At 60.5% G+C, this 12275-nt stretch carries 12 protein-coding genes; all 12 read left to right on the forward strand.

All coding sequences use genetic code 11. The features are described 5' to 3' along the window. The first annotated feature begins 103 nt into the window (after window positions 1-103). Window positions 104-544, forward strand: coding sequence for a hypothetical protein (locus P0D52_RS04170; RefSeq protein ID WP_394694184.1), 441 nt, complete (start codon window positions 104-106; stop codon window positions 542-544). A 28-nt stretch (window positions 545-572) separates the two neighbouring features. Further along, window positions 573-3176, forward strand: a complete 2604-nt coding sequence (locus tag P0D52_RS04175) for a glycoside hydrolase TIM-barrel-like domain-containing protein (RefSeq protein WP_394694759.1) — start codon at window positions 573-575, stop codon at window positions 3174-3176. A 42-nt stretch (window positions 3177-3218) separates the two neighbouring features. Further along, window positions 3219-4085, forward strand: a complete 867-nt coding sequence (locus P0D52_RS04180) for a DnaJ C-terminal domain-containing protein (RefSeq protein ID WP_394694185.1) — start codon at window positions 3219-3221, stop codon at window positions 4083-4085. 51 nt (window positions 4086-4136) lie between these two features. Next, on the forward strand, window positions 4137-4466 hold the full coding sequence (locus P0D52_RS04185; RefSeq protein ID WP_394694186.1) for a PepSY domain-containing protein: 330 nt from the start codon (window positions 4137-4139) through the stop codon (window positions 4464-4466). Window positions 4467-4474: 8 nt separating this feature from the next. After that, on the forward strand, window positions 4475-5149 hold the full coding sequence (locus P0D52_RS04190; protein ID WP_394694187.1) for a response regulator transcription factor: 675 nt from the start codon (window positions 4475-4477) through the stop codon (window positions 5147-5149). Next, entirely contained in the window at window positions 5146-6528 is a 1383-nt protein-coding gene (locus tag P0D52_RS04195; protein WP_394694188.1) for an ATP-binding protein, read from the forward strand. Before P0D52_RS04190 ends, P0D52_RS04195 begins: the two co-directional genes overlap by 4 nt. 54 nt (window positions 6529-6582) lie before the next feature. Next, the gene (locus tag P0D52_RS04200) at window positions 6583-7926 is read left to right on the forward strand and encodes a hypothetical protein (RefSeq protein ID WP_394694189.1); all 1344 of its coding nucleotides are present in this window, start codon (window positions 6583-6585) and stop codon (window positions 7924-7926) included. A 74-nt stretch (window positions 7927-8000) separates the two neighbouring features. After that, the gene (locus tag P0D52_RS04205; RefSeq protein WP_394694190.1) at window positions 8001-8618 is read left to right on the forward strand and encodes a DUF938 domain-containing protein; all 618 of its coding nucleotides are present in this window, start codon (window positions 8001-8003) and stop codon (window positions 8616-8618) included. Further along, window positions 8615-9553, forward strand: coding sequence for a tetratricopeptide repeat protein (locus P0D52_RS04210; protein ID WP_394694191.1), 939 nt, complete (start codon window positions 8615-8617; stop codon window positions 9551-9553). Before P0D52_RS04205 ends, P0D52_RS04210 begins: the two co-directional genes overlap by 4 nt. Next, window positions 9550-9993, forward strand: a complete 444-nt coding sequence (ccmE, locus tag P0D52_RS04215; RefSeq protein ID WP_394694192.1) for a cytochrome c maturation protein CcmE — start codon at window positions 9550-9552, stop codon at window positions 9991-9993. Before P0D52_RS04210 ends, ccmE begins: the two co-directional genes overlap by 4 nt. Beyond that, window positions 9990-11912 carry a heme lyase CcmF/NrfE family subunit gene (locus P0D52_RS04220; RefSeq protein ID WP_394694193.1) on the forward strand — a complete coding sequence of 641 codons (1923 nt, stop codon included), beginning with the start codon at window positions 9990-9992 and terminating at the stop codon, window positions 11910-11912. The genes ccmE and P0D52_RS04220 overlap by 4 nt, the downstream gene beginning before the upstream one ends. A gap of 2 nt (window positions 11913-11914) precedes the next feature. Then, the gene (locus tag P0D52_RS04225) at window positions 11915-12265 is read left to right on the forward strand and encodes a cytochrome c-type biogenesis protein (RefSeq protein WP_394694194.1); all 351 of its coding nucleotides are present in this window, start codon (window positions 11915-11917) and stop codon (window positions 12263-12265) included. The last annotated feature ends 10 nt before the right edge of the window (window positions 12266-12275 follow it).

The following is a 12275-nucleotide window of genomic DNA, read 5'->3' on the forward strand; positions in this document are numbered from 1 at the left end:
GCCGGACAATCCAAAGCGCTGAACCTTAATTCAGACAAACGATCCTGAGCGCGCGGTCGCCGGGCTATAAAACGGCATGGTCGGAGAAATGACGGCGAGGCGGTTGGACCGCACGGATTGGGAATTGCTGATCCGTCAGTATGAAGCCGGTGCCACCATCGCGGATATCATGGCTCTGACCGGGCTCAGCGATAGCTGGGTCCGAGACAGGATACGCACGCATTCAAAGGACGAGCCGGCGCTCCGCGCGCGATATCATCTGGAAGCGCTGCGCAGGGAATTGATCCGGACCGAAACCGAATTGCTGAAGGGCGGCGTTGAGTCTGCGGTCAAGCGGATGCGGGCGCTGAACATGCTGGTGAAACTGGAAAAAGAACTGAAAACGGCGGCGGCTCCGGAAGCTCCCGCGGCGTATGGAGCCGAAGACATTGCCGAGATGCGGGCCGAGATCAAACGCCGCCTCGATCGGCTACGGGCCACCCGAGATTCAAGCCGAATTTCTCGAAACGCTGACGGATCAGGAAGGTCCGACACTTTGCCATGACTGGCTTTTCTGGGCCCGGCCGGAGCAATTGCCACCGGATGGGGACTGGAATATCTGGGCGTTTCTGGGCGGGCGCGGGGCCGGAAAAACCCGTGCCGGGGCCGAATGGATACGGCTTCAGATTGCCGCCGGGTGCCGCCGTATCGGGCTGATTGCTCCAACGTTGAGCGATGCGCGCGAAGTGTTGATTGGCGGCCCGTCCGGGCTGGCCAATATCGGTCTGCCGGAAGAGCGCCCGCACTTCGAAAGCTCCAGGCGGCGGCTGGTCTGGCCCAATGGCGCGGAAGGCTATGTCTTCTCGGCCGAGGACCCTGACAGCCTTCGCGGGCCCCAGTTTGATGCCGCCTGGGCGGATGCGGACATCGATGCGGTCGCCATTGACTGGTATGCGCCGCTCTCCGACTGGCGCGAAGGCGATAGCCATCTGGATGCGGCGGTGGCGGCGTCCGATCACGACCCGGACTATCTGCGCAGCAATGTCGAGGGCGGTGAAGGCTATGACTGGCATTATGCCAGCGTGGCGGATCGCGATGCCCAGATCCGCACCCCCATCGCGGATGAAGGCTACGGAAAGCCATGGGTTTTCCGATACAAGGATATCCGGAACTGGTGGTCCAATGCCCACCATGATCGCAAGGCCGGAGTCGAATCCACCAGTCCGACAGGCTGGGCGCCGGAGTCCAAGCCGGTTTGGCTGACCGAGCTGGGCTGTCCGGCCATCGGCAAGGGGGCCAATCAGCCCAATGTTTTTGTCGATCCCAAGAGCGCGGAGAGTTTTCAGCCTTATTATTCCAGCGGTGCGCGAGATGATCTGATCCAGCGGCGGTATATCGAAACCGTGCTTGATTACTGGTCCGACACGAGCGGCCAGAACCCGGTATCGAGCGTTTATGGCGGACCGATGGTGGCAGACGGCCTCATTCATGTCTGGACCTGGGATGCGCGGCCGTTTCCGGATTTCCCAAGCCGGTCGGATATCTGGTCGGATGGCGATAACTGGCGATTGGGGCATTGGCTGAATGGCCGGGCGGGGTTGGCGCCGCTGTCTCTCGTCGTCGATGAACTGACCGAAAGAAGTGGGCTCGGGACGGTCTCCGGAACGCTGGACGGGCTGGTGTCCGGCTTTGTGATCGATCAGCCCATGGCGGCACGCGACGCGCTCGGGCCATTGATGACGGCCTACGGTTTCAGCATTGTGGATCGTTCCGGCGGTCCGGAAGTGATCGTTTCAGGCCGGGAGTCATTGGCGGATGTGTCCACCTCGCGCCTGGTGATGCCCGCGTCGGGACAGGCCATGTCGATACAACTCACCGATATCGGCTCTTTGCCGCGTGACGTGCGCCTCCACTATCAGCTGGATGCACCGGACTACCGTCCAAGCAGTCTTTATGCGCGGCGCGAAACGTCTGATCTGGAAGCTGTTGTGGACATCCGCCTTCCCCTGCTGGCCGATGAGGTTACAGCGGAAGGCTGGGCCCGGGATATTCTGGCGGAGACACATGCCGGGGCCCGTCAGTGGCAGTTCATGCTTGCGCCGTCGAGCCTGGCCTTTGAAGCGGGCGATACGCTTGCCCTCGAAGGGGATAGTCTCACGCTGGATGCAGTCACCGGCCTGTCGCAACGGGCGATCGAAGCGTCCACACATCTGGGCCGGACAATGGCTTATTCCGGCTCGACGCTCAATGGCGTTGGCGACCCTCTGCAGCCTGCGTCACAGCCTGTTCTGACCCTGATCGATCTTCCGCCTCAGCCCGGCGAGCGAGCAGCGCGTGGCGGGCTGTTGGCCGCAGCGTTTGCCGACCCCTGGCCGGGAGAGGTCGCCGTCTGGAGCGAAACCGGGACGGACTGGCGCGAAAGGCTGTCCATAAACGAACCGACGACGTGCGGGATCGTGGTTGCCGCACCGGAAGACCTTCCCGAAGGCCGATGGATCGAGGCGCAGCCGCTCATCATTGAATTGTTTGGCGGCAACGTCTCGTCGGATTCCGGGATGCATGTTCTGGCAGGAGCGAACCGGTTGGCGATCCGCGGTGCCTATCGCTGGTTTACGCTCCAATTCCGGTCCACAGAGCTGGTCGGAGAGCGGCGGTATCGCCTGACGGGATTGCTGGCGGATGGCCCCACCGATTTTTCGGAAATGCCTGAAAATGCGAGATGTGTGGTGTTGGATTCGAGCGTTTTCACATTGAGCCTGGCGCCTTATGAGCGTGGTCAGGAGATCGCGTTCATGGGATTGCCGTCCGGTCTCGCGCCGGACGCTGCGCTGTATTCGTCAGTGATGGGCACCTATAAAGGACGGGATATTCAGCCGCTTGCGCCGGCCCATCTCAAATCGCGCCGCGTGCCTGGTGGATTTGATGTCGGCTGGATCCGGCGCGCCCGTATCGGCGCGGATGACTGGGTTGCCCCGGAAATTCCGCTCAATGAAGATGACGAGCGCTACCAGATCACGATCAGAGTTGAAGACGAAAACCGCCATGTCTTCGAGGTGACGCAGCCTTCCGCGCAGCTGGCATGGGCGGATCTGGAAAGCTGGATTACGAGTCCGCTTCCGGCATTCGACGTCGAAGTGCAGCAGGTGTCGGCGCATTTCGGCCCCGGCCGCCCGGCCTCTTTGAGAATTACTCCATAGCCAGCTTGCCAATCTGCCGGGTTTCCGGCAGCAGTTGGATCAATGAGTGATCCTTATAAAATACTGGGCATTTCCAAGTCCGCGTCTCCGGCCGAAATCCGGTCGGCTTACCGCGCGCTGGCGAAAAAGCTGCATCCGGACGCCAATCCGAATGACAAGACAGCGGAAGAACGCTTCAAGAAAGTTGGCCGCGCCTTTCATTTGCTCTCCGACGCGAAGCAGCGCGCCCGTTATGATCGCGGCGAAATTGATGCCAATGGCGATGAGATCGCGCCGCATCATCATTTCCGGTCTGCGCGTCAGGGGCGGCAAGGCGGCGAGTTTACCGACATTTTTTCGGACCTTTTCAATGATTTTGGCGCCAGCGCGCCGCGGGCACAGCGTGGCGGCGATCTGTCGGCCTCGCTCGAAATAGAATTCGCGACGGCGGCTCAAGGGGGCAGCCAGCTCATTCATTTGCCGGATGGACGCAAGGTGTCCGTCAAAATTCCGGCGGGTGTCGAAGACGGCAAGGTGCTTCGTCTGGGCGGTCAGGGCCAGAAAGGCCAGCAAGGCGGCCCGAATGGCGATCTGCTGATCACTCTGAAGGTCAAGTCGCACCGTTGGTTCAGCCGCGATGGCGACAACATCCGGCTCGATCTACCCGTTTCGGTGAAGGAAGCGGCTCTGGGTGCCAAGGTTCGCGTGCCAACCCTGCACGGCGATGTTGATGTCAAAATCCCTCCAAATTCCACATCCGGATCGTTGCTTCGCCTCAAGGGGCGCGGCATTGAACGGAAGGGCAAAGCGCCGGGCGACCAGATCGTCCGCTTGATGATCGATGTTCCCGATGATGCAGCGCTCCGGGATTTTCTGTCGGATTGGACGCCGCCTGCGGGATACAACCCTCGCAAAAACGTCAAAATCTGATTATTTGTTCATTCAGCGGGCGTTCAGTGACGAAAGGGCAGATTGCCGTTCATGGACAAAAGACACTTCATAACGGCGGGCCTGGCCCTTTTGCTCTCGGTGTCCGGAGCGGTTTTGCCCATGAATGCGGCAAACGCGCAGGGCATGCAGAATAACTATTCTGCCGGTCAGGCGCGGGATGCGCGCGATTCCGGGAATGTCATCCCGGCGGTTCGGGCGATTTCCATTGTCCGCGGCCGTTATCCCGGTGCCGAGGTGTTGAACGCACAGCTGCAAGGCGGCTCTTCGCCACAATATGTGGTGACGATCCTGACGCGCGAAGGCCGCCGTGTGAACGTTATTGTCGATGCGCGGACAGGCCAGGTAATTGGCGAGCGATAGGTGAAAACATGCGTGTACTCGTCGTAGAAGATGATCCGGATCTGAACCGTCAACTCAATCGGGCCCTGACCGATGCGGGTTATGCCGTTGATGTCGCCACCGATGGCGAGGATGGTCATTTCCTGGGTGATACCGAACCTTATGATGCCGTCGTGCTCGATCTGGGCCTGCCCCAGATTGATGGCGTGACGGTGCTGGAACGCTGGCGCCAGGACGGACGGGTTTTCCCGGTGCTGATCCTGACGGCGCGTGATCGCTGGAGCGAGAAAGTCGCCGGGTTTGACGCCGGGGCGGATGATTATCTCACCAAGCCCTTCCATCCCGAAGAATTGCTGGCGCGCCTGCGCGCGCTGACCCGCCGCGCGGCAGGGCACGCATCCTCGAGCATCGATTGCGGTTCTCTGTCGGTGGATACGCGCGGTGCGCGGGTCTTCATTGATGGCGCTCCGGTCAAGCTGACCTCTCACGAGTTTCGTCTGATCAGCTATATGGCGCATCATCAGGACCGCGTGATTTCCCGCTCGGAACTTGTCGAGCATATCTACGATCAGGACTTTGACCGGGATTCCAATACGATCGAAGTGTTTGTCGGCCGTCTGCGCAAGAAAATCGGTTCGGATCGCATCGAGACCGTTCGCGGGCTCGGCTACCGGCTGATTGATCCTGACGCCAAGGCCGCGTGAAGACGCGCTCCAGATCGCTTTTTCGCCGCCTTGTACTAACGGCGACGGCCTGGACACTTGTCGCCCTTATTGCGGTCGCGCTTGCCCTGACGACGCTATTCCGGAACTCTGTTCTGCGAACGCTGGATGACCGTCTGGAAGCCGTGGCATTGACCCTGATCGCGACCGCCGAGCGGACGTCATCCGGGCGGATTGTGCCCGCTCAACCGCCTCTGGATAGCCGGTATAATCGTGCCTTTCAGGGGCTCTACTGGCAAATCAACGATATTGATGACGGCGAACCGGGCGAGGTGCTCGGTGAATCCGAATCCCTGCTGGACGAGGTGATCTATATCTCGCCGAGCGCGTTTGAAACCGCACTCGCGGACTTTGGCCAGCCAGTGTCCTACAATACAAAAGGCCCCGACAATCAGTCGCTCCGGGTCGTAATCCAGGGCGTGGAACTGCCCGGCGAAGTCGGGAGAATTCTCGCGATTGCCGCCGAGGACCGGCGGCCAGCAGATGCCGAAGTCCGCCGCTTTGCCTTTGTTTCCATAGGCGTATTTCTTGTTTTTGGTGTGGTGCTGGCGGCCGGGGTTATCGTCCAGGTCCGCATCGGCCTCGATCCGGTGTTCAAGATGCGCGACGCCGTTGCCGAGGTGCGCGAAGGCCGGAGCGAACGGGTTGAAGGCGATTATCCGGTCGAGCTGCAGCCGCTGGGTGTCGAGCTCAACTCTCTACTGGACCATTCGCGCGAAGTGGTCGAGCGGGCGCGAACCCATGTCGGGAATCTGGCGCACGCCTTGAAGACGCCGATCGCGGTGCTTTTGAATGAGACATCTGCCGATGATGGCGAGCTGTCGTCACTGGTCCGGCGACAGACCGAGACCATGTCCCGGCAAGTCGATCATCATCTCCGCCGTGCGCGCGCGGCGGCTCATGCCAAGGCCATTGGTGCGCGCTGTGAGGTGACCCCGGTTGTGGATGACCTGACGCGGACCCTGAACAAGATCTATGCGCGGCAGGCGAAATCCATTTCGGCCGATTGCGAAGCCGATCTGATCTTTCGCGGGGAAAGGCAGGATCTGGAAGAGATGGTCGGAAATCTCTGTGACAATGCCTGCAAATGGGCAGCAGGAATTGTTCAACTCACCGCCGGACTTCGCGACGATGGCCAGATATATCTGCGCGTGGAAGATGACGGGCCGGGAATGGATGCGGGCCAGCGCGAGGCGGCGTTGAAACGCGGCGTGCGCCTGGACGAGGAAACACCCGGAACCGGTCTTGGATTGTCGATCGTTGTCGATCTTGCCCGCGTCTATGGCGGGGAGTTGAAGCTGGGCGTTTCGCAGCTCGGAGGCCTGTCGGCAGAGCTTCATTTACCCGGGCGTCAACGATAAAGCCCGATTAACTCTATTCCCGTATGATTTCAGACTGGAAAGTCTGTGAATGCGATGAAACCGTTAACTGATAGCCAGCGTAAAAGCCTGTCGGCCCTCTGGGAGAGCCTGCCGGACGAGATCCGCCAGAAGCTGCTCATGGCAGCGGGCGATAACGGGCGATTGGCTGAAACGCTCAAGATGCTTGAGGATGACCGGCGTCAAAACGCTGGTGAGACGGTTGCTCTTCCCCCACTATTCAGCAAGTTCGTGGACGTTACGGGGCGAGAAACAGACCCGCCGTCCCACGCACGGTTCTCGGCGGACAATCTGAATCAACTCGACGCACTGAATCAACTCGACGCAATGGCAGAGCTTTCGGCTTTGGACGCGCCGAGCAAAGGCGCAGGTCCTGAAGACATTCAGGCCTGGAAGTCGGACGCTGCGAAACGCCTTAGTGCTTTGATTGACCAAGCCGAATCGGACAAGAAACTGAAGACGCGGCTGACCGGCGCCTTCGGCGCTGAATATGCGCGATTGATTGAGGACGCTGCCTGTCTTCTGGCGCATGATGCGGCGTTGGGCGCAGCGCTGAAGCCGTTTGATCCTGTCATTAAGGACTTGTCGCCGGAACTCGTGAGCCGCGCGCGCGATTCCTATGATGAAATCTGTTCTGCGGCGCCAGAAGCCAGTCTCTGGTTTCTGAAAATCCTGACGGCCCGCCTGACCCGGACCGCGCAAATTTTTCGTGTTGTCGAGAAAATCGGCCGGAAGAGCGATGATGCCCTGGTATCAAAAACCGATCTGGCAGACATCGGTGACCTTGTTCTGGCGAACGCTGATTTTTACGCCGGACAATTCGACAAGGCCCCTGAGACCATCGCAGAAGCTGATGCAGCCGGGCATGCGCTTGAGCAGTTTGTGAAAGTCTCGGTGGGAATGACGCGGGAGTTCGGCATTCGCAAGGATGGTCACTGGGGCAAGACGCTGTTCGCGATCCGTGCCAAGGCCTCGTCCGCGCTGGAAGAGTTTTTCAAGCAGGTTGAAACAGACTTTCCCCGAGCTGTGCCAGGCGTTTCGAAAGGCAAGCAGGGATTGGCTAAGCCGGGGGCCTTGCCGAAAGAAGACCTCATATTGAAAACCGAAGCACAGTTGCGTTTTCTCGCCATTGCGACGGAGTGGTCGTCTCAGGCCGCGGTTGGCAGTTCACAGAAACATGCGGCGGATTCCGTTCGTCAGGAAATGGATGACACGGTGCGGGCCTATCTGGAGATATTGCGCGCCGCCGAAGGCGAGGACGTCGAAAAAGCAACGGCCGCGCTCGATATCTGCATTCGCTACATGCACGCATTCAATGATGATGAAAATGCCGATCTGATTCAGCGGCGGAGTGTCGCGGTTCGCGCAAACGCGGCCTGATGCGTCTTGCCTAAACGGTCCGTCCTGCCTATCCCGCAGGTATGGATAGAAACGTCCCTCCAAAAACGATTGCGATGGAATCCCGCGAGTCGGCCGAGGAGAAGCTTTTTTCTCCGAGTGCCGCGCGCAACTCGCAGCCTATCGCCGACATTTTGTGCCCGCTCCTCAAAAGCGGAGCACGCGTGCTCGAAATCGGTTCGGGAACCGGCGAACATGGCGAGGCGGTTTGCTTGCGCCGACCGGATGTTCACTGGACGCCGAGCGACCCTGATTCAGCCTCCCGCAAAAGTCAGGCAGCGCGTGCCAGGGAGATCAGCGCGATGCAAATGCCGCTGGATCTGGATGTTTCCCGAGACGGCTGGAGCGACGGGCTGGCCGAGATCGACAATCTGGTGTGTTGCAATGTGATTCACATATCGCCCTGGGCGACAGCGCAAGGGCTGGTTCGAGGCGCCACACATATTCTCCATCCGAAAGGGCGGATATTCCTTTATGGACCGTTTCTCGAAGGGGCGGCATCTGCGCCGTCAAATCTCGATTTTGACGCCAGTCTCAAATCCCGAAACCCGGAATGGGGCGTGCGCCCTCTGGATGAGGTTGTCGAACTGTTTGCCGGGCACGGATTTGAACTCGAGCAGCGGATCGACATGCCGGCGAATAATCTGTCGCTGATTTTCAAAAGGCCTGAATGATGGTCTGGCTCGCCGTTATTCTTGCCGTCATCGGATTTGCAATTGTTGGCATTGCGGTCTGGCCGGTAGCCCGGCTGCAACCGCGATGGCTGGCGCCGGCGATTATTGCCGGACTGATCCTGCTCGCGGGTGCGACCTATCTCGCAGGCGGGCAGCCACAAGCGCCGGGCGTCCCGTATCAGCAAGCTGCGGCGGAACGGCGAGCTGCCAATCCGGCAGACCTCAGCCGCGACGAGCAGATGGAGCGCCTGCGCGATATCCTCCGGGAAGACGAGACGGATGCCGTCGCCTGGGCCCAACTGGGCCGAATGCTTGCCCGCTCCGAACGGGAGCTGGAAGCCATCAACGCGTTTCAGAGGTCGCTACATCTCGAGCTGAATGCGCGGACTTTGTCGGATCTGGGCCAGACCTTCATGAATCTGAATGAGGGACGGGTAACGGATGATGCGGTGGCGGCTTTTTCCGAAGCGGCGCGCCTGGACCCTGATATGCCGGAGCCGCCCTTTTTTCTGGGGCTGGGCGCATTTCAATCCGGGGATGTCGATGAAGCCGAAGCGATCTGGCTCGGCCTGATCGAAAGGCTGGACGATAGCGATCCCTACAAAATCCTGATCGCCGAACAGGCCTTCCAGCTGCTTTCGCAGCCGCAGGTCAATGCCGAGGCGGTCGAGGCGGCCGCTGCGTCGGAAGACTTCGACCCAAGCACGCGCATTGCATCCATGGTTCAACGGCTGGAAGCGCGCGTTGCAAGTGGCGAGGCCGGTTTCGCGGACTATCTGCGTTTAATCCGGGTTCGCGGTATGGTCGGGGATGAGGCGGGCGGCATGGCCGCCCTCGCGGAGGCCCGGGCCCGTTTTTCCGGTCAAGCCGGGGCGATGACGATACTGGACCTGCTTTATGCAGCCCTCCAGCCCGATGAAGGACAAAGTGAATGAGAGCCCGTTCGCAAAGACTGATCATGGTTGCCGTCGCGGGTGTGATTCTCATTGCTGCGATTGGCCTGGCCCTTGTCGCCCTGCGCGATGCCATCGTGCTGTTCTACAGTCCGAGCGAGGTGGCGGCTGACCATCCCGGCATCGGTGAACGCATTCGTATTGGCGGGCTGGTCGAAGAGGGCAGTGTGGAACGCCCTGCGGAAGGCGGCGCCAATTTTGTTGTGACCGATGGTGCGGCCACAATCCGTGTGACGTATTCGGGCTCATTGCCGGACCTGTTTCGTGAAGGGCAGGGCGTTGTGGCCGAGGGAGCCTTTGAGCCTTCCGGTGATTTTGCCGCCAGCTCTGTACTGGCCAAACACGATGAAACATACATGCCGCCCGAAGTGGCGGAAGCGCTGCGCGATAGCGGTGTCTGGCAAGGTGAGGACGAGAAATGATTGCCGAAATCGGCCGCTTCCTTGTCGCGCTGGCGTTTGCGCTGTCCTTCCTGCAGATTTTTGCCGGATGGCGCGCGGCATCCGCCGGCTCGGTTCCGATGGCCAGACTGTCGGCGCGTTCTGCTTACATCGCGCTTGCCGCGGCCATGACAGCCTTTGGGCTTCTCATCGTTCTGTTTTTGCAATCTGATTTTTCCGTCGCCTATGTCGCCGGGCATTCTCATGTCGACAAGCCGCTTTTCTACAAGGTCGCCGCAGCATGGGGTGGGCATGAGGGCTCCATGTTGCTCTGGTGCGTCTTGCTGGTCGGGGTGGGGGCCGCGCTCGCGCGCTTTGCCCTGAAGCAGGACGACCAATTGAGGAACCGGGCGGTGTCCATTCAAGGCATTCTCCAGATCCTGTTCCTCGGATTTCTGGCCTTTGCGTCCAATCCGTTTGACCGCTTGCTGGACGTGCCGATCCAGGGGGCCGATCTCAATCCCATCCTTCAGGACCCTGCGCTCGCCATCCATCCGCCCACGCTTTACATCGGCTATGTTGGTCTCTCCGCCGCCTTCTCTCTTGCTGTTGCGGGGTTGATCGAAGGGCGAGGGGGGCGCGCCATTGCGACGGCCTTGCGGCCATGGGCGCTGATTGCGTGGACGGCGTTGACGGCCGGCATCGCGCTGGGCGCTTTCTGGGCGTATTACGAGCTCGGTTGGGGCGGCTGGTGGTTCTGGGACCCGGTTGAAAATGCCAGCTTCATGCCGTGGCTGATCGCGGCGGCTTTGATCCATTCGTCCATTGCGACGGAAAAGTCCGGTAATTTTGCCGGCTGGACTGCCTTCCTTGCCATTATGGCATTCACGATGTCGACCATGGGGGCCTTCCTCGTGCGCTCCGGCGTTCTGACCTCGGTTCATGCCTTTGCGCTTGATCCCGAACGGGGGCTCTGGATTCTTGCCATCATGACCATTCTGGCCGGTGGCGGGCTGACCCTCTTTGCTTTCCGGTCCGGGAAACTGGGCGCGGGCGACGGCTTTGCCCTTACCAGCCGGGAAGCCTTTATCGGCGTGAATAATCTGCTGCTTGCGGCGGTGACCGGCACGGTCATGTTCGGCACGCTCTATCCTTTGGTGATGACGGCCTTTGGCGTGACCGGCATTTCGGTGGGTGCCGCCTACTTCAATGCCACTGCGACGCCGTTCCTGGCCGCTTTGCTGATCCTCCTGCCTCTGGCCCCCTTCCTGCCCTGGAAGAAGGAAGGCTTTAACCGGCGGCTGGCGATCCGTTCGGCGGCCTGGATATTGCCCGGCGTGCTTGCGGGGCTCTGGGCATTTCTGATCGATGCGTCGCCGGTGGCGATTGCGGCTGCAGCCTTTGCCGGCTGGACGATTGCGGGCGTTCTCACCGATCTCTGGCAACACCGCGTTCTGCAAAGTGCCGGGGCTCGATTCAGCCTTGCGGGCCGCGTCATGGCTCATGCCGGCGTTGTGGCGATCGCGCTGGGCGCCGTGGCCGATTCCACCGGTGCGCCCGAGAAGGTGCAGGCGCTGGCCGAAGGCGAACAGATCGAGATTCCGAACTTTACGCTGACGCTCGACGGTGTGCGGCGCGCGGACGGGCCGAATTATCTGGCGGATGAAGCGCGTCTTGTGGTCGATAATGGCCGGCTTTCCGAACTGCTTCCGCAAAGACGTTTCTATGCGGCTGCCGATACAACGACGCGGGAAGTGGCGATCCGGTCCGGAATTGCCGGCGATCTCTATGTCTCGTTGGGAGAGCCCCGAGCGCGTGACAATGGCGAGATTGCCTATGAAGTCCGCGTCACCTTCAATCCGATGGTCTGGTTGCTGGGCCTTGGGGCCATGCTGATCGTGCTGGGCGGGTTGATGGCATCTGTCGGCCGGGCCCTGAGCGCGAAACGGCTGGAGGCGTAGCCATGTTTACTCTGATCGCGCTGGTCCTTTCGCTGCAATCGGTCGAGCTGACGCCCGCGCAGGAACTGGAAGCGGCGCATTTGATGCAGGAAATTCGCTGCGTCGTTTGCGAGGGACAGTCGATTGCCGATTCTGACGCGGCGCTCGCACAGGATATGCGTTTGTTTGTACGAACCCAGATCGGGCTTGGGGCCGAGCCGGACTCCATCCGCATTGCGCTGGCTCAACGATATGGCGATGAAGTATTGATGCGGCCGCGCCTGTCGGCGCGAACAGCACCGCTTTATATTCTTCCGATTGTCTTCCTGCTGATTGGAGCCGCACTGGTGGGCGTTGCCTCACGCAGAAGGTGACGAAAGCATT

It is taken from the genome of Hyphobacterium sp. (assembly GCF_043584775.1).
In the GTDB taxonomy this organism is placed as follows: Bacteria; Pseudomonadota; Alphaproteobacteria; order Caulobacterales; family Maricaulaceae; genus Hyphobacterium.

Coding starts and splice junctions, on each gene's coding strand:
- P0D52_RS04200 (WP_394694189.1), top strand. CDS start 6,583: ATGAAACCGTTAACTGATAGCCAGCGTAAAAGCCTGTCGGCCCTCTGG.
- ccmE (WP_394694192.1), top strand. CDS start 9,550: ATGAGAGCCCGTTCGCAAAGACTGATCATGGTTGCCGTCGCGGGTGTG.
- P0D52_RS04205 (WP_394694190.1), top strand. CDS start 8,001: ATGGAATCCCGCGAGTCGGCCGAGGAGAAGCTTTTTTCTCCGAGTGCC.
- P0D52_RS04210 (WP_394694191.1), top strand. CDS start 8,615: ATGATGGTCTGGCTCGCCGTTATTCTTGCCGTCATCGGATTTGCAATT.
- P0D52_RS04190 (WP_394694187.1), top strand. CDS start 4,475: ATGCGTGTACTCGTCGTAGAAGATGATCCGGATCTGAACCGTCAACTC.
- P0D52_RS04225 (WP_394694194.1), top strand. CDS start 11,915: ATGTTTACTCTGATCGCGCTGGTCCTTTCGCTGCAATCGGTCGAGCTG.
- P0D52_RS04185 (WP_394694186.1), top strand. CDS start 4,137: ATGGACAAAAGACACTTCATAACGGCGGGCCTGGCCCTTTTGCTCTCG.
- P0D52_RS04180 (WP_394694185.1), top strand. CDS start 3,219: ATGAGTGATCCTTATAAAATACTGGGCATTTCCAAGTCCGCGTCTCCG.
- P0D52_RS04220 (WP_394694193.1), top strand. CDS start 9,990: ATGATTGCCGAAATCGGCCGCTTCCTTGTCGCGCTGGCGTTTGCGCTG.